We start from the raw sequence: 16515 nt of genomic DNA, 5'->3' as shown, positions 1-16515 counted from the left end.
GCACACATCCGAAGCGTGTGGGGCCCGTCTTAGCAGCAGGCACAATACATTCCGCCCTGCATTATTAAGTATTGCTATAGCAGACAGTTAAAAGAGGATGCAAGAACCAATCCATATAATTGGCCTGTCCCGCCACACCCGAAGCCAGGGTATTTCAAAAAATCATCGAAGGGATTCAGGCGTTTCCGCCAGCTTTACATCCCCACGGCGGAATGATATGTGATAGCTGACGTAACGGCAGCAACCCTTCGGTTCGACAGGCTCCCACAATCTGAGCCGCTCATTCCGCCAACCCCACGGAAACATCACCACCAATGAAGCTCAAAAAACTCGAGATCACCGGGTTCAAATCGTTTATGGGAAAAACACGCATTGTGTTCCCCCCCGGAACCACAGGGGTGGTCGGTCCCAACGGATGCGGCAAGAGCAACGTGGTGGATGCCTTAAGGTGGGTCATGGGCGAGCAGAACGTCCGCAAACTCCGGGGAAAAACCTCTGAAGACATCATCTTTGCCGGATCCGCCGGAAACGCCCCCATGAACATGGCCGAGGTCTCCCTCACCATCGACAACGAAGACGGCAGCGTGGTGGGGCCCTTCAACGAATACAGCGAGATCACCGTCACCCGGCGCATCTTCCGCACCGGCGAGAGCAACTACCTCATCAACCGGCAGCCCGCCCGCCTGAAGGACATCCAGACCCTTTTTCTCGGCACCGGCACCGGCAAAAACGCCTTTGCCGTGATCCAGCAGGGCAACATCGGCGCCCTCACCGACGCCAGCCCCGAAGAGCGTCGGGTCTTCATCGAAGAGGCCGCAGACGTCACCAAATACAAGGCGCGCAAGCGGGACACCGAGTCCAAGATCAAGTCCACCCGGGAAAACCTGGAACGCGTGGGCGACATCCTCGCAGAGCTTTCAAACCAGCTGGCCTCCCTCAAACGACAGGCAAAAAAGGCCCTGCTCTTCAAAGAACTCCAGCAGGGCATCCGGGACCTGGACCTCATTCTCTCCGGGGTGGAGTACCTCCAGCTGGGCCGAAAAGCCAAAGAGTTGGTCTCCTCCACAGAGCGAACCAAGGAGCGCACCAAAGCCGCGGTGACCAAACGGGACGCCCTTTCAAGCGCCATGGCCCGCCTCAAGCTCCACACCCAGGAGACCACGGACACCATCGAAGTCCACAATCAAAAAATCTTCGAACTGAAGCGCCTCGCCGACCGGGACGAAAACGAAATCAGCCACCAGCGGGACAAAGCTGCCACCCTGGAAACCGAGGTTACCGAAGACACCCGCCACCTGGCAGAGTCCGGTCACAAGAACCGGGAACTCACCGAAGAGATCCGCTCTCTGCGCCTTGCCCACGGAGACCTCGACCAGGTGGTCACCGACCTGGACAAGCAGATGGAGGCAGCCGAAAGCCGGAAAAACACCGTCAGGGCCCACCTCACCACCCTTGAAAAAGAGAGCCACAGCGCCTCCTCCCGCCACATGGCCCTTGTGGCCCGTGAAGCCTCGGTGCGCCATGCCTATACCTCCGCGGAAAAGCTCCATGAAACCGCCGACCGGAAACTCAAACGGCGGGACGAAGACCTGGCCACCGCCAGAACAGCCCTGACCTCGGCAACGGAAAAAGGACACGCCCTCGAAGGCGAGATGACGGAGCTTAAAGACCAGACCACCGAACTCCGGGACCATCTGGATGATCTTCGGGACAGCATCAACGCCCTTAAACGGGACGCCGCCGGAATGGACGAGGCCATCAAGGGCAAAGAGATTGAAGAGAGCCGCGTCCGCTCCTACCTTGATACCATGCAGGCCATGGTCCGCAACCTGGACGGATACGGAGACGGCGTCAAGGAAGGCATGGACCACCTGGATGCCCTGGGCTCTGCCTCCCAGGGGGTGGTGGCGGACCTCCTCCAGGTGGAAAAAGGGTATGAAGCCGCTGCCGAAACTGCCCTGGGGAGCCTCCTCACCCATATTCTGGTAGATTCCCGGGACACCGCCCTTCAAGGGGCACAGGCCATGGAGGATAAAAGCGCCAGCCGCTGCGGATTCCTCCCCCCGGGCAATGAGGCGATGTCCGCCTATGACGGAGCGCCCCTGCCGGGCTGCCGGGCCCTGGCCGATCTCATCGTCGTCGACGGCCCCTTGAAAGCCCCCCTGCCCGCCCTTCTCTCCCGGCTGTTTGTGGCCGAAGACCTTGCCACAGCCGCAGCGGCCCGGGAAGCCACCGACCACTGGGTGGCCGTTGCCACCCGGGACGGCAGCCTCGTGGACTTTTCAGGAGCCGTCGTAGCCGGTACGCCCGGTGCCTCCGCCTCCCTTCTCAAACGGCGCTCCGACATGGCCGAGGCCGAGGAAAAACTGTTCGCCATGGAAGCGGACCTGTCAACGACCCGCAACCTCCGAAGCGGAATCCAGACAGAGCTGGACACGCGTCGGGAAGCCCTGAAACAGGCGGAATCAGAAATGGGCGGCCTGCTGCGCATGCGCTCGGAAAAAGAGCGGGAGTGTCTCCTGGCCGACGAACAGATCAAGCAGGGCAAAAAGCAGCTCACCCTCATGGACCTGGAGACCGAACAGCTCTTAGGCGACCTCGCGGACCTGGAAGAGGAGATGGACGGGACACGTGAACAGCTCGCCGCCGCCCAGGGAGAACTTGCCGCCCTCGCCCAGGGGAAGGAGACAACAAACGAAAAACTCACCCTGGCAAGGGAGAGCCTTGAAAAAGCCGAACAGGCCATCGTGGAACTGAAGCTCTCCCTGGCCCGGGAAGAAGCCAGGCACGAAAACCACCGAAGCACCCTCAAACGCCTCACCGATTTTCTGAAGGAGGGCGAAGAGCTCACCCGCCGACTCACCGAAGGCATCGAGAAGAAAAACCGGGAGTCCGCCGCCAGCCTGGAACGGGCAGCCAAACTGGAAGCGGGCCTTGAGACGGCCTTTAAGAAAGTCACCGCGGAGGAAGAAAACCTGGCCGTCACCCGCCACCGCCTTGCCCGATTTGAGGCGGACATGGCCGAAAAGGAGAAAGAAACCCGGGAGCTGGCCGGACTCCACGACGAGCTCTCCGACACCCTCAGAAAAGAAGAGGTGGAGCTGGCAGGGGTCCTCACCCGGGGAGAAGAACTCAAAACACGGGTCTCCGAGCAGTACCGGGCCCCCATCGACGAGCTCATTCCCGCCTTTGAGGACCAGATCCACGACGTGCTCGAAGGCCGCTCAGAGAAAAAAGGCCTCACCGACAAACTGGCCGGGCTGAAGCGCAAAATATCCCGCCTGGGGGACGTCAACCCCGCTGCCGTGGCCCAATACGACGAGGTCAACGAACGCCACGGCTTCCTGACGGAACAACAGGCAGACCTCACCTCCTCCCTGGACGACCTGGAGGCCATCATCCGCAAGATCAACCGCATCACCCAGGAGCGGTTCATCGACACCTTCCACCGCATCAACGAAAAGCTCGACGAAATCTTCCCCCGCCTCTTTGAGGGAGGCTCCGCGCGCCTGGTCCTCACCGAACCCGGCAAACCCATGGAGACCGGCGTGGAGCTGATGATCCGGCCCCCGGGCAAAAAACAGGCACGCCTCTCCCTGCTCTCCGGCGGAGAAAAAGCCCTGTCCGCCATCGCCTTTGTCTTCTCTATTTTTCTTTTGAAGCCCTCCTCCTTCTGCGTCATGGACGAGATCGACGCCCCCCTGGACGACGCCAACGTCCAGCGGTTCAACAACCTGGTGACCATGATCGCCGAGAACTCCCAGATCCTCGTCATCACCCACAACAAGATCACCATGGAACACGCCGACATCCTCATCGGTGTCACCATGGAGAAAAAAGGCGTCTCCAAGGTGGTCTCCGTCAACCTCTGCGGCAAGGAACTCCCCACGGAATTTGAAGAGCTGAACACGGCACCGGTTTAGCAAAAGCGATGCCTCCGGCGGCAAGGTGAGCCACCTTGAAAGCTGGTTGCATCAGGGCTTTCCCCCTCGTTCCTCTGGGAAAATCACTGCGGCATTCATGGGTGACTTGTCCGTTTATTTTTTGCCGGCGCCCTGAGGCACCAAAGCTGGCTTGCGGATGTTTACAAGAGCCTCATCCCCTGATACATTACCGGGATTTATGACAGGGCCTTGGAACGCGCCCGATCCGCTCCCATGGCTGTTGGCCTCACATGCACCCTGGATGACCACCTGCTGGCCACGATGATGTCATGCGTTTCCGAGCCCCTTTTTTTACGCCCCGAATCAGAACACAGGACGATCAATATGGATATGACGGTTCTCATGGAGACAGTGTCTCCTTATCTTGCCCCGGTGAAATCAGCCCTTGAACGCCTTGCCGACGCAGTTGCAACGGCCATCCCCGCCCTTGCACCGTATAAAGAGGCCCTCTGGTGGATGGTTCCCGCAACGGCAGTGATTCTCATTCTCTTTCTCCTGGTGGTGAGAGCCGCCCTTAAAGCCCCGAAAAAGGTCAAACCTGCCGAGGAAATGCCCCGGGTTGCAGATCAGCCCGCCAAAGAGAAGCCTGAGGCCCGGGCCACACAGCCTGCCCCTGCCCGGAAACCGGCCCCCCAGGCAGCCCCCGAGTCCGTCGCCGCCGAAGCAGGCGTCATGAAGAGCCTTAAAAGCGGCCTCTCCAAAACCCGCAACGCCCTGTCAAGCGGTGTGGATGCCCTCTTCAAAGGGGGACGGGTCCTGGATGACGATCTCCTGGAAGAGCTGGAAGAGCTGCTCATCACCTCCGACGTGGGGGTGCGCACCACCATGGAGATCATCGAAACCCTCTCGGAAAAAGCCTCGGAGATCTCCAACTCCGCCGAACTCAAAACAGCCCTGAAAGCCCTGCTCCTGGAACGTATCTCCTTTGATGCGCCCCCTGAAGAGACCTTCAAAAAACCCCACGTCATGATGGTGGTGGGGGTCAACGGCGTGGGCAAGACCACCACCATCGGCAAGCTGGCCACCCGCTTTGTCCGTGAAGGGAAAAAAGTAATCATCGTGGCCGGAGACACCTTCCGGGCCGCCGCCTCGGAGCAGCTCACCATCTGGGCCGAGCGCTCCGGCGCCGACATCGTCCGCCACAAGGACAACTCCGACCCGGCCGCCGTGGCCTTTGACGGGGTCCAGGCCGCCGTGTCACGAAACGCCGACATCGTCATCATCGACACTGCAGGGCGCCTCCATACCAAAAAGAACCTCATGGAAGAGCTCAAAAAAATCCGGCGCAGCGTCTCCAAAACCATCGAGGACGGCCCCCATGAGACCCTCATGGTGGTGGACGCCACCACAGGCCAGAACGCCCTCACCCAGGCCCAGCTCTTCCACGAAGCCGTGGGCATCGACGGCGTGGCCCTGACCAAATTAGACGGCACCGCCAAGGGCGGCATCGTCATCGGCATCACCAGCACCCTGGGCGTGCCCCTGAAATACATCGGCATCGGGGAACAGGCCGACGACCTTCGCCCTTTTGACGCGGAAGAGTTTGCAGACGCGTTGCTGTAGCGGAAAAAGATCAAAGCATACTCCCGGTGACACCGCCGGGAGCCAAGCTTTTGAAAAATCGGACAAAAAGACATTGCAAACGATGTTGATTTATGAGACTTCGTGGATTTGTTTTTAGGGCTGGATCAAAAGAATAAAGCGACACGTTTTTTCCAAAATGTGGCCACGACCGGCATGAACCACGCGAACCCGGAGCTGGAATGACACCTCTGGACGACCTGTCAACACGCATGGAAGAAGAGCTCCTCAAAGGAGGAGCGCGGGGCATTGAGCAGGCAGCCCAAGCCCTTGACCCCGGCTATCTGCTCCGGACCGCCCAGGGCATCCTGGACAGCCCGGGGCCGGTGCTCATCACCACCGGGTTTCCCGTCTCAGGCACCTTTGAGACCGACGGGCCCGTGGGAGCCATTGCCCTGTACCGCGTGCTGGAGTATTTGAACGGATGCCCCGTCTTTGTCGGGGCACCGCCCCTGTCCACCCTCCTCGGAAAACGCTTCCAGGTCACCGAACTGCCCATCGCCACCCCGGAAGAGACCGCGCCCCATATCGCAAAGCTCATGGACACCCACCGCCCCGGAGCCGTCGTCTCCGTGGAACGCCCCGGCGCATCGGCGCAGGGCAGCTACCACAACATGCGCGGCTCGGACATCACGCCCCACGCGGCCAAGGTGGACGCCCTCTTTAACAGAGAGGACCTCTTCTCCGTGGCCTTTGGCGACGGCGGCAACGAAATAGGCATGGGCAATGTCCTTGCTTCCCTCTCAACCCTTCCCATCATCCCCTCGGTGACCCCATGCCACGAGCTGGTGGTCTCCTCGGTCTCCAACTGGGGCGTCTACGGCGTCATCGCCATGATGGAAGCCCTCACCGGCGAAGAACTCCTCGACCTCTGCGACCCCGCGCCCACCACCCACTGGCTGGTGGAAAACGGCTGCGTGGACGGCGTCACCGTCCGCCCTGAACCCACGGAAGACGGGTTTCCCTTAAGCCGCGGCGAAACCCTCATCAAACGCTTTCAATCCTGGGTCTCCCCCTTCAGCACCGAAAGCTATCCCAAAACAGCCTGATCCGCACCCAAACAAAAAAAGCCCCCTGCCGCTTGTACGACAGGGGGCTTTTTGGATGTAATGGCTGCCTCCGGCGGCCCTGCCGGGAGCCCAACTTTTGAAAAGTTGGATAAACAGGTTTTAAAAAACAGATTTCGCGATCTGCATGGCGTTTTTCCATCCATGAAGAACTTAACAAACCCACGACTTTAATTCACAGGCGCAGCCCGTCAGGGAATGTGATGAGCCTGAGGCACGAAGGCGAAAGAGCATTCCCGAACCTGGGGTCCAGGGGATTTATCCCCTGGCCGCCGGAGGCATGATTTTTTTCCGATCATCCGTTGCTTTCAAACAACTCTTTTGCCTTGTACGAGCTGCGCACAAAGGGCCCGCTGGCCACATCGGCAAATCCCATGGCAAGGGCCTTGGTTTTCCAGGCATCAAAGGCTTCCGGGGTGACGTAGGTTTCCACGGGAAGGTGGTCCTTTGAGGGCTGCAGGTACTGGCCGATGGTGAGGATGGAGCACCCGGCGGCCAGAAGGTCGGACAGGGTGACTTCCACCTCGGCGTCGGTCTCCCCCAGGCCCAGCATGATGCCTGACTTCAGCGGCATGGAGGGGGCTGTCTTGGCGGCATACCGAAACACATCCAGGGACCGCTGGTAGATGGCCTGGGGCCGAACCGTATCGTAAAGCCGGGGCACGGTCTCGATGTTGTGGTTGAGCACGTCTGGTTTCGCGTCGATGACGCACTGCAGGTCGATTTCGCTTCCTTGAAAGTCCGGAATCAGCACCTCCACGTACACCCCGTCGATGGTATCCCGCAAAGCGCGGATGGTGGCCGCAAAGGCCGAAGACCCGCCATCCTCCAGATCGTCCCGGGTCACGGAAGTCACCACCACGTAGGAGAGGTTGAGCTCCCTGGCTGCCTCGGCAACGCGCCCGGGCTCCTCCGGGTCCGGCGGCAAAGGCTTGCCCCCTGCCACCGCACAAAACCGGCACCCCCGGGTACACACCTCCCCAAGAATCATGAAGGTGGCCGTGCGACTGGAAAAACACTCCCACTGATTGGGACACTTGGCCTCCTGGCACACCGTATGGAGCGATGACTCCCCAATGAGCCGCCTCACCTTCTCGTACTCCGGTGAGGTGGGCAGGCTTCGCCGGAGCCACACCGGCTTTCTCTTTCGCTGATACACCTTGACCTGATCCCGACACACATCCCTGTCCATACCCATATCTCCCTTCATCAAAAAAGCAGTGCCTCCGGCGGCGAGGTGAGCCACCTCGAAAGCGGATTGCCCTTGCGCTTTGTCCCTCGTTCCTCGGGCCAAAGCGCAAGGGCCTTCGGCTCGGGCTTCGCCCGACATAAAAACTGGCGGTTTACACGGACTGACTCACAAGCTTCGAAGTAACAGGATACGTTATCGTAACTTGAAGATTACTCGAATTATCCGCTGGAATTTTTGCTGTTAACGGCTTAGGATCCGTCCTACTCGACAGGCTACCCTGTCAGGTTCCAGCCCCACATAAAGCCGACGGGAAACCATTCAGCTCATTCAGTGTCGTCTCAACCAGCCCTTCGAAAAAAAGCGTCCCAAAAGCCCGTTTCATCTCGCACCGCGCTGCGGTCATACTCACCTTTCGGCCCAGCTCCTGTTCGGCCGTGGTCATGGAGACGGCAAGCCCGCAGGGATTGATCCAGGAAAAGAAGGTAAGGTCCGGGGCCACGTTGAGGGCCAGGCCGTGAAAGGAGACCCCGTGATTCACCCGGATCCCCACGCTGCCGATCTTGGCGTCTCCCACCCAGACCCCGCGATTCACCGCATCGGACCGGGCGGACACACCCAAAGCATCCAGGGTCTCGATCATCACCTGTTCCAGGGCCCCCACAAAATCGGCCACGCCCATGCGCGCCTCGTCCAGGTGCACAATGGGATAGGCCACGAGCTGGCCCGGACCGTGCCAGGTGATATTGCCCCCCCGCTCGGTCTGGACCACGGAGATCCCCTGTTCTTTCAAAAACCCTTCGGAGACCACGATGTTCTCGCGCCCACCCCGTTTTCCCAAGGTATACACCGGCGGATGCTCCACAAGGATCACCACATCGCCGTCAAGCTCTCCGGAAAGGCGCATGGACACCAACCGCTTTTGCAAGTCATGCACCTCTTCATAGGCGGTTAACGGCAACTCTATGATTTTTGCTTTATTCATCACTCGCCCCTCCCACAACCGCATCAAACAACCCCCCGGCCCCCTTATCCCCTGGAACGCCGCACTCCGGTGCGGCACGGGTCACGACGGACGAAAAAGCCGCACAGGAGTGCGGCGCTCCATTTCGGTCGATCTTTCACCGTTCGTTACGCATGTCATAAACGTTCAGGATATCGCAGTCCACACCGCCGGAGGCAGCCCGGTTAAAGTTGATAATCAATGAGTTACGATAACGAGCCCTAAGCCTTCAAGGCTTGTCGTATTGCTCGTATAAACCATCAGCATATGTTTCGGGCGAAGCCCAAGCCGAAGGCCGTTGCGATTTGGCCCGAGGAACGAGGGACAAAACGCAACGGCAATCAGCTTTCGAGGTGGCTCACCTCGCCGCCGGAGGCTTGCTTTTTCGCGATTCAGCTCCCCCCGGCTAACCGCAAAGACACGGCTTGCGTGCTGCGGCAGTTTCGTCAAGGCGCCTGACTTTGCTTCGCGTGGGGGCATTTTTCAGGAGTTCGGGGGACTCCTTGGCCTCTTTGGCGATGGCTTTCAGGGTATCAATGAAGTTATCGATGTCCTCTTTGGTCTCCGTCTCCGTGGGCTCGATCATGAGGGCGCCGTGCACCACCAGGGGAAAGTAGATGGTGGGGGGATGGAAGCCGTAGTCTATGAGGCGTTTGGCAATATCCAGGGTGGTGACCCCGTCCTCTTCCTGGCGGGCATCGGAGAAGACGCATTCGTGCATGCAGGTCTTATCGAAGGCCAGGTGAAAGGTGTCTTTGAGGCGTTCCTTGATGTAGTTGGCGTTGAGGACGGCGTGGGCACTTGCCTCTTTGAGTCCTTCGGCTCCCATGGAGAGGATGTAGCTGTAGGCCCTCACCATGACCCCGAAGTGGCCGTAGAAGGTCATCATGCGCCCGATGGAATCGGGATAGTCCGTCACGAGGCGGTAGGTGTCCTGGATTTTTTCCACCCGGGGTACGGGGAGGAAGGGTTCAAGGGTCTTGTTGACGGCCACGGGGCCGGAGCCGGGACCGCCGCCGCCGTGGGGCGTGGAAAAGGTCTTGTGGAGGTTGAAGTGCATGACGTCCACGCCGATCTCCCCCATCTTCACATAGCCCATGATAGCGTTCAGGTTGGCGCCGTCGCCGTAGACCAGGCCGCCTTTGTCATGGACGATCTCGCAGATTTCCCGGATGTTCTCCTCAAAGAGCCCCAGGGTGTTGGGGTTGGTCACCATGATGCCTGCGGTGTCCTCGTCCATGAGTTCCCGGACGTCTTCCACCCGCATGATCCCTTCTCCGTTGACGGGAACCGCCACCGGCGTGTAGCCGCAGAGGGCCCCGCTGGCCGGGTTGGTCCCGTGGGCGGTGTCGGGGACCAGCATTTTCGTACGAATCTGCCCTTTCTTCTTGTGGTAGGCGTAGATCATGAGGATGCCGGTGAGCTCACCGTGGGCTCCCGCCGCGGGCTGGAGGGTCACCGCGTCCATGCCGGTGAGCTCCTTGAGAAAGTGCTCCAGGTCGTACATGAGCTTTAAGGCCCCTTGGGTCCGCACCTCCGGCAGGAGGGGGTGGGCGTCGGCAAAGCCGGTGAGGCTTGCCTGGCGCTCATTCACCTTGGGGTTGTACTTCATGGTGCAGGAACCCAAAGGATACATGCCGGTATCCACACCGAAGTTCCAGGTGGACAATCGGGTGTAATGACGCACCACCTCCACCTCGGAGAGGTCGGGAAAGTCGGGGCCATCTCCTGCCAGGTCCCCTTCAAAAGAGACCTCGTCCACATCGCACTCGGGCAATGAAAACCCGCAGCGCCCTTTCTTTCCTTTTTCCCAGAGCAAAGGCTCGTTGAGTATCAGGCCGGAATCGCCTTGTCTGTAGCCGCTCATGCCGTCACCTCCTTGACCAGCTGGTCCAGATCGGTCTTCGAGAGGGTCTCCGTCACGCAGAGGAGATAGTGCCCTTGAAGTTCCGGGTAAAAACGTTCCAGGGGAAGGCCCGCCACCACCATCTTGGCCAGGAGCCGCTCGTAGGTGGCCTCAAATCCTTTCGGGAACTTCACCACAAACTCGTTGAAGGTGGGGGAGGCAAAGGTGATCTCCACCCCGGCCCCGGCCAGGGCCTTTTTCAGGTACTCAGCCTTGTTGTGGTTGATCTGGGCAAGGCGCCGGAAGCCGCTGCCCCCAAGGGACGCCATGTACATGGCCGCGTTCAAGGCGCAGAGGCCATTGTTGGAGCAGATATTGGACGTGGCTTTCTCGCGCCTGATATGCTGTTCCCGGGCCGCCAGGGTGAGCACGAAGCCCCGTTTGCCGTCCAGGTCCGTGGTGGCCCCCACGAGCCGTCCGGGGAGCTGGCGCATATGGGCCTTGGTGCTGGCCAGAAGGCCCAGGCCGGGCCCGCCGAAGGCTTTTGGGATCCCCAGGCTCTGCCCGTCTCCGGCCACGATATCCACGCCCTGCCTGCCGGGATTTTTCATCAGGCCCCAGGCGATGGCCTCGGTAAAGGAGCCGATCATCACCCCTTTTTTGGCATGGATGGTATCGGAAAACCCCTTCAGGTCTTCCACCACGCCGAAGAAGTTGGGGGACTGCACGGCAACGGCGGCAAGGTCGTCCATGGCCTCAAGGGCCTTTAAATCGGTTCGCCCCTCCGGGGTATAGGGCACCTCCACCACCTCGACACCGGCCGGGTCCATATAAGTGCGGATCACCTCCCGGTGGAAGGGGTGGCAGAGGACGGAGACGGCCACCTTCTTTCGTTTTGTTTTTTTCACAGCCATCAAAAGGGCCTCGGAGAGTCCCGTGGCGCCGTCATAGTGTGACGCCGTGGCAACATCCATGCCCAGCAGGCGTGTCACCAGGGTCTGGAACTCGTAAATGCCCTGGAGGGTCCCCTGGCTGATCTCGGGCTGGTAGGGGGTATAGGCCGTTGCAAATTCGGAGCGGGAGAGAAGGTAGGGAACCGATGAGGGGATGTGGTGGTTGTAGCTTCCCGCTCCGATGAACACGCGGTACTCGTTGGAGGACGCCATGGTGGCGGCCAGGGAGTCCATGTGGGCGTTTAAGTCCCACTCGCTCATGGCCGGGGGAAGGTCCATGGGTGTTGAATTCCTGCACGCGTCAGGAATGGTATGGAAGAGGTCGTCCACGGTATCGACACCGATGACCTTGAGCATCTCGTGGATGTCTTCCGGGGTATGGGGCAAATAACGCATCGCAAAACTCCTCTTATGCTGAAAAAATCCGGGCAGGGGCACTTCCCCTTCCCATGCTCGGCCAGGCCACGAGGTGGCCACGCCGCTCATGGGGGAGACACGGTGTTGCCGTCTCCTCAGGCGTCAAACAACGCCAGGTAGGCGGCTTTGTCCAACAGCGCCTCCATTTCGGACGGGTCCGCAGGTTTCACACGAATCAGCCACCCTTCACCGTAGGGAGCGCCGTTGACCAGGGCCGGATCGTCTTCAAGGGCCTCGTTGACCGCCACAATCTCACCGCCGATGGGCATGTACAGCTCGGAGACCGCCTTCACCGACTCCACGGTGCCGAACTCCTCTCCCTTGTCAAAGCTGTCCCCAACCTGGGGAAGCTCCACGAACACAATGTCGCCCAGCTGATCCTGGGCGTAGTCCGCAAGGCCGATGACAACCTCATCGCCCTCCACCCTGGCCCATTCGTGGTCCGTGGCGTACTTGACATCTTCCGGCAACACAAGCTGACTGATCTCTTTCATGGATTCTCCTTTGCAGGGTTTGTCTCCTGCCCCGGGCCGGCCAGCTGCCCCACGGGGTGGCTGATCAGGCGGACGGGTTTCTCATGTGGGTGATATATGCCAAGCCTTTTCGCTTCCGAGGGCTCGGGGTCCAGACAGGGTTCCGGTGGTGCCGGAGCCATGCCGTTACAACATCTCGCGTATGGGGCGCCGGGCCGTGCGTCCGGGGCGGATATCCGAGACAATCTCCACAGGGACCTTGCGCTTGCCGTCGGTGAGCACCACCTTTTCACCGGGAGAAAGGGCACGGTTCACGTTGAGGAAACCGCAGGAGAGCCCGCGCACCTTGGCCCCTTCGGGCAGGGAGCCCGATGCGGACGAGACGATCTGCCCGTCGTGGCGCCCCAGGGCCACGTCCGTGGTGCAGGTAAGGATGGCGCCGATGGCCTCCCCGTCTTCGGTGAGAACGCCGCTGCCCTCCCCGGCGGGTACTTTCCGGGGGTCAAAGCCTGCAAAGGCGACGGTAAACGAAGCATCCGAAGGGGCTTCAAGGGCGGTACGACCCCGAAACCGCTTGGTAAATGCCGTCTTTCCGGCATCCCAGGGAAGGGTAAAATCCCAGGGGTGGTTGATAAAGGGCCAGTCCCCGATGTCCTGGTGGGACAGGGGCAGCATGGCCCCTGCGCGCAGCGAGTCCCGGGAGGCAAGACCGCAGGGGCACAGTCCGGCCCCTTCACCGGCCTCAAGCAAAGCCGTCCAGACCGCTTCGGTCTTTTCCGGGACCACAAAGAGTTCGAATCCGAATTCACCGGTATACCCGGTACGTGACAGGAGAATGGGCGTGCCGTCTGAAAGACGGACCCGACCGGCCTGGGGGGCGCGATCATCAAAATGGCCTTGAAAGGAGAAATAGGGCATCCCGGCAAAGACCGTTTCAGGGTCTTGAAGGATGGCGCCCAGGATCTGTGCGGCGCGGGGATCCTGGATATCAATTTTACCCAGGCTGTCGGTGAGGTCTGTAATAAGGCTCAGACGGCCGTCGGAGTACCGCTCCAGTTCCATGGCGATGGGTCCGCCCATGCCGGCGTTTACGCAGACCATGAAGCGATCGGCCGCCATCTTGTAGACCAGGGCGTCATCGATGACATGGCCTTTATCGTTTAAAAACGCGCCGTAGACGGCCCGGCCCGGTACCAGGGGCCCCGGTTCCTTTCCGATGCAGCGGTCAAGGTCTTTGCAGAAGCACTCCTGGAGCAGGTCGCGAGCCCCCCCGCCGTCCACAAGGATCACGGCCATGTGGCTGGTATCAAAGAGCCCAGCCGCAGTGAGCACCGCCATGTGCTCCTCCCGGGTGCCGCCGCCGTACCAGAGGGGCATCTCATAGCCGCCGAAATTCGCCATGTTGGCACCATGGTCACAGTGCCAGGCGTGCAAGGGGGTCTTTTTCACCGTCGAATCCATACGCATCTCCTTTCCGGTTGACATCATCGTGACACGGAATCCACCCCGGACAAACGCAACGCACGGTCAGTAACAAGGATGCATGCTGAGGAAATCGCTGAGACATCGAAGAGGGGGGAGGAGAAAGCGTGGAAGGGTACAGCGGTATACCATCTGATGAAACCTGTCCTTTTTATGAAAACCCGCGACATCATCATCACCTGCCAGAGTTCTCGAAGGCGGCACGCCGGCCGAAGAAGACCCATCCTCCTTCCGCCGGAACGACCCGGACCATCCCGGTGGGTTCTCCCAGGCGCCCCATGACGCCTGATGAGCAACCACCTCCTGATTCACCTACAACAGATAGGGCACCTTCAAATTGTACCCTTTATAGACCACAAAGGTTTCAACGGACTGGATATCCTTTACCTTGGAGAGCTCTTCGGTATAAAATTCAAGAAGTCCGTAGCCCTCCTTGAACAGCACCTGAACGATCAGGTCATACCGGCCGGTTACAACGCTCACCGACACCACCCCTTTGAGCCGACTGATCTCTTCGCCCTTGTCCACGAGATTGACGTGGCTGATGTTCATCCCCACAATCACCACCCGGTGCCCCCGAAGGGATTCGGGGTTCACAAGGCCGGTTACATCAAGGACCCCTTCATCCTGAAGGCGCCTGACCCTTGCCCGGACCGTGTTTTCGGTGATGGAGAGTTCTTCGGCGATCTTCTTGAAAGAACGCCGTCCGTCCCGAAGCAACTTCATGATGGCAATGTGGGTTTCATCGATGTTCATAGACTCTCTTTTGTCCGTTGTGTTCTTTCGCTCGTCAGTAAACATAATTTTTTCACTTTCTGTCAATAATTTTTTGAAATATTCATGTTTCCATCAATGATGTTGACAATTTTTGACGTATTACTTAATAATCTTTCAAACAACTGATTCACATTTCCCCAACCGATGCCCCGTACAACACGTCACCGCCCACCATCCCTGCCTGCGCCTATGCGGTTTGCGCATCCCGTGGATGACGAGGTGCCGGAGGCATCCGCATCAAGGAGAAAAGGCATGGCAAAACGAATCATCGTCATCGGAGCCGGACCCGGCGGCTATGTGGCAGCCCTGAAGGCCGCAGCCTTGGGCGCCGAGGTCACTGTTGTTGAAAAAGAGGGCGCCGGCGGCACCTGTCTCAACTGGGGGTGCATCCCCTCAAAAATCATGAAAACCAGTGCCGACCTGATGGAAAAGATGGCCCAAAGTGAAACCTTCGGGATCGAGCAGGTGGGAAGCGTTGCCGTAAACATGGCAGGCCTTATGGAGCGCAAGCGCTCCGTCATCGCCACCCAGCAGAAGGGCATTTTGGCGCTTTTCCAACGGGCCGGGGTCACCTGGATCCACGGGTCGGCCAGGATTGCCGGAAAAGGACGCCTCGCCGTAACCGATGAAAACGGTGAAACCAGCGATCTGTACTGGGATAATCTTATCATTGCCACGGGTACCGTGCCAATGGCCTTGTCTGCCTTTCCCTTCGACGGCAAACGGGTGGTCTCCAGCAACGAGGTCCTGAGCCTTTCCGAGGTCCCGGAAAGCATCGCCATTGTTGGCGGCGGCGTCATCGGCTGTGAATTTGCGTTTATCTTAAACGCCCTGGGGGCCAAGGTCACCCTCATCGAAGGCATGGACCGGGTCCTTCCCATCGACTCCGTGGACGAGGCGTGCTCGAAGCTCCTCACCCGGGAGATGAAGAAAAAGAAGATCACCCTGTACACCAACCGCACAGTAACCGGCGTCGAGACCGCCGACGAGTGTGCCCGGGTCACCATCGGCCCCTCTCCTTTTGCTGAAAACCCCACAGCCAAAGAAAAAGAGATCCTCACCGAAGAGGTTGCCATGGTGGCCTTCTGCGTGGGCCGCAGCCCCAACTCCTCTGACATCGGCTTAGAGCACACCGGGGTCACCGTGGACGACCGGGGCTGGATCCGGGTGGACGACGGCATGCGCACCAGCGACCCGGCCATCTACGCCATCGGGGACATCACCGGGCCCGAACGGATCATGCTGGCCCACGTGGCCTCGGCCGAAGGGGTGGTAGCCGCCGAAAACATCATGGGTCAGGACCGCACCATGGACTACACCGCCGTGCCCAACGCCATCTTCACCATGCCCGAAGTGGCCTGCACCGGCCTCACCGAAGCCCAGGCCCGAAACCAAGGGCTTGACGTGCGCACCGACACCGTCCTCTTCCGCGCCATCGGCAAAGCCCAGGTCCTGGGGGAAATCGCGGGCCAAGCCTCCATCGTCTCGGAAACGGACACCGGAAGGGTCCTGGGCGTTCACATCGCAGGCCCCCACGCCACCGATCTCATTGCCGAAGGGACCCTTGCCGTTAACAAACGCCTCACCGTCACGGACCTGGCCGAAACCATCCACGCCCACCCCACCCTGGCCGAGGCCATGCTGGAAGTCGCGTTAAAAGCGTCCGGCAACGCCCTGCACGGGTAGTCGAAAAACACAAAAAGCATGCCTCCGGCGGCGAGGGTGGCGAAGCCACTGTAGCGAAAACACCTCGAAAGCATATTGCCATTGCGCTTTGCCCTTC

The 16515-nt window shown here is 59.9% G+C and carries 11 protein-coding genes; 4 read left to right on the top strand and 7 right to left on the bottom strand.

Annotation, left to right across the window (positions count from 1 at the left end):
- Window positions 1-314: 314 nt before the first annotated feature.
- The 3 genes from smc to BLQ12_RS16565 all read left to right on the top strand — a co-directional run bounded on the left by smc (window position 315) and on the right by BLQ12_RS16565 (window position 6574).
- Window positions 315-3923 carry a chromosome segregation protein SMC gene (gene smc / locus BLQ12_RS16575; protein WP_092212062.1) on the top strand — a complete coding sequence of 1203 codons (3609 nt, stop codon included), beginning with the start codon at window positions 315-317 and terminating at the stop codon, window positions 3921-3923.
- A 345-nt stretch (window positions 3924-4268) separates the two neighbouring features.
- Window positions 4269-5507, top strand: coding sequence for a signal recognition particle-docking protein FtsY (ftsY, locus tag BLQ12_RS16570; protein ID WP_254782071.1), 1239 nt, complete (start codon window positions 4269-4271; stop codon window positions 5505-5507).
- Window positions 5508-5707: 200 nt separating this feature from the next.
- Window positions 5708-6574: a glutamate cyclase domain-containing protein gene (locus BLQ12_RS16565; protein ID WP_092212060.1), complete on the top strand. Its 867-nt coding sequence runs from the start codon at window positions 5708-5710 to the stop codon at window positions 6572-6574.
- Between the two features lie 313 nt (window positions 6575-6887).
- Here the strand turns inward: BLQ12_RS16565 and lipA are convergent, their stop codons facing one another.
- The 7 genes from lipA to BLQ12_RS16530 all read right to left on the bottom strand — a co-directional run bounded on the left by lipA (window position 6888) and on the right by BLQ12_RS16530 (window position 14711).
- Window positions 6888-7784, bottom strand: a complete 897-nt coding sequence (gene lipA / locus BLQ12_RS16560; protein ID WP_092212058.1) for a lipoyl synthase — start codon at window positions 7782-7784, stop codon at window positions 6888-6890.
- A gap of 280 nt (window positions 7785-8064) precedes the next feature.
- Complete coding sequence (lipB, locus tag BLQ12_RS16555; protein ID WP_254782070.1) at window positions 8065-8766, bottom strand: lipoyl(octanoyl) transferase LipB; 702 nt, start codon at window positions 8764-8766, stop codon at window positions 8065-8067.
- A gap of 424 nt (window positions 8767-9190) precedes the next feature.
- Complete coding sequence (gene gcvPB, locus BLQ12_RS16550) at window positions 9191-10651, bottom strand: aminomethyl-transferring glycine dehydrogenase subunit GcvPB (RefSeq protein WP_092212054.1); 1461 nt, start codon at window positions 10649-10651, stop codon at window positions 9191-9193.
- On the bottom strand, window positions 10648-11979 hold the full coding sequence (gene gcvPA / locus BLQ12_RS16545; protein WP_092212052.1) for an aminomethyl-transferring glycine dehydrogenase subunit GcvPA: 1332 nt from the start codon (window positions 11977-11979) through the stop codon (window positions 10648-10650). Before gcvPA ends, gcvPB begins: the two co-directional genes overlap by 4 nt.
- A gap of 116 nt (window positions 11980-12095) precedes the next feature.
- On the bottom strand, window positions 12096-12494 hold the full coding sequence (gene gcvH, locus BLQ12_RS16540; protein WP_092212050.1) for a glycine cleavage system protein GcvH: 399 nt from the start codon (window positions 12492-12494) through the stop codon (window positions 12096-12098).
- 165 nt (window positions 12495-12659) lie between these two features.
- Window positions 12660-13934: an aminomethyl transferase family protein gene (locus BLQ12_RS16535; protein ID WP_092212048.1), complete on the bottom strand. Its 1275-nt coding sequence runs from the start codon at window positions 13932-13934 to the stop codon at window positions 12660-12662.
- A 333-nt stretch (window positions 13935-14267) separates the two neighbouring features.
- Window positions 14268-14711 carry an Lrp/AsnC family transcriptional regulator gene (locus tag BLQ12_RS16530; protein ID WP_092212046.1) on the bottom strand — a complete coding sequence of 148 codons (444 nt, stop codon included), beginning with the start codon at window positions 14709-14711 and terminating at the stop codon, window positions 14268-14270.
- A gap of 273 nt (window positions 14712-14984) precedes the next feature.
- On the opposite strand from BLQ12_RS16530, the gene lpdA reads away from it, so the two are divergent.
- A complete protein-coding gene (gene lpdA / locus BLQ12_RS16525; RefSeq protein ID WP_092212044.1) occupies window positions 14985-16418 on the top strand; it encodes a dihydrolipoyl dehydrogenase in 1434 nt (477 codons plus the stop codon).
- The last annotated feature ends 97 nt before the right edge of the window (window positions 16419-16515 follow it).

This window comes from Desulfoluna spongiiphila (assembly GCF_900101345.1).
GTDB classification, from domain to species: Bacteria; Desulfobacterota; Desulfobacteria; order Desulfobacterales; family Desulfolunaceae; genus Desulfoluna; species Desulfoluna spongiiphila.
Note: the sequence above shows the minus strand (reverse complement) of the source record. Positions and strands in the feature narration are given on the sequence as shown.